The organism is Pseudoalteromonas rhizosphaerae, assembly GCF_902498845.1.
Lineage (GTDB): Bacteria > Pseudomonadota > Gammaproteobacteria > Enterobacterales > Alteromonadaceae > Pseudoalteromonas > Pseudoalteromonas rhizosphaerae.
In genome coordinates, this window is the sequence record NZ_CABVLM010000043.1 from 1 (window position 1) to 1,182 (window position 1,182).

The window sequence follows — 1,182 nt, forward strand, 5'->3', positions numbered from 1 at the left end:
CCTTTTTCTAACAATTAACTTAAAAGTTAATTATTACTCTACGATAGTTGCTACTACACCAGCACCTACAGTACGGCCACCTTCGCGGATTGCGAAACGTAGACCTTCATCCATTGCGATTGGAGAGATTAACTTTACAGTCATCTTAACGTTATCGCCAGGCATTACCATTTCTACGCCATCTGGTAACTGTACGTCACCAGTTACGTCAGTTGTACGGAAGTAGAACTGTGGACGGTAACCTTTGAAGAATGGAGTATGACGACCACCTTCATCTTTAGAAAGTACGTATACTTCTGAAGTGAATGTTGTATGTGGGTTGATTGAACCAGGCTTAGCTAGTACTTGACCACGTTCAACGTCTTCACGTTTAGTACCACGTAGAAGTGCACCAATGTTCTCACCAGCACGACCTTCGTCAAGTAGTTTACGGAACATTTCAACACCAGTACAAGTAGATTTAGTTGTATCATGGATACCAACAATTTCTACTTCGTCATTGATGCGGATGATACCAGCTTCAACACGACCAGTTACAACAGTACCACGACCTTGGATTGAGAAAACATCTTCGATAGGCATGATGAATGGCTTATCGATGTCACGCTCTGGCTCTGGGATGTAAGAATCAAGTGCGTCTGCAAGCTCAATGATCTTGTCTTCCCACTCTTTCTCGCCTTCTAACGCTTTAAGCGCAGAACCAGCGATTAGTGGTAAGTCATCACCTGGGAAATCGTACTCAGAAAGAAGTTCACGAACTTCCATTTCTACTAGTTCAAGTAGCTCTTCGTCATCAACCATGTCACATTTGTTCATGAATACGATGATGTAAGGAACGCCAACTTGACGAGAAAGAAGGATGTGCTCACGCGTTTGTGGCATAGGGCCATCAGTCGCAGCAACAACAAGGATAGCGCCGTCCATTTGAGCAGCACCAGTGATCATGTTTTTAACATAATCGGCGTGTCCAGGACAATCTACGTGTGCGTAGTGACGAGTAGGAGTATCGTACTCAACGTGTGAAGTTGAGATTGTGATACCGCGCTCGCGCTCTTCTGGAGCGTTATCGATTGATGCGAAATCTTTAGCAACACCGCCGTATACTTTTGCAAGTACGTTAGTGATTGCTGCAGTTAGGGTAGTTTTACCGTGGTCAACGTGGCCGATTGTACCTACGTTTAC

General features: G+C 44.4%; 1 protein-coding gene. It reads right to left on the reverse strand.

The features are described from left to right. Window positions 1–33: 33 nt before the first annotated feature. Window positions 34–1,182, reverse strand: a 1,149-nt coding sequence (gene tuf / locus PSR9079_RS23355) for an elongation factor Tu (protein ID WP_149983454.1), incomplete at its 5' end; no start/stop codon positions are given.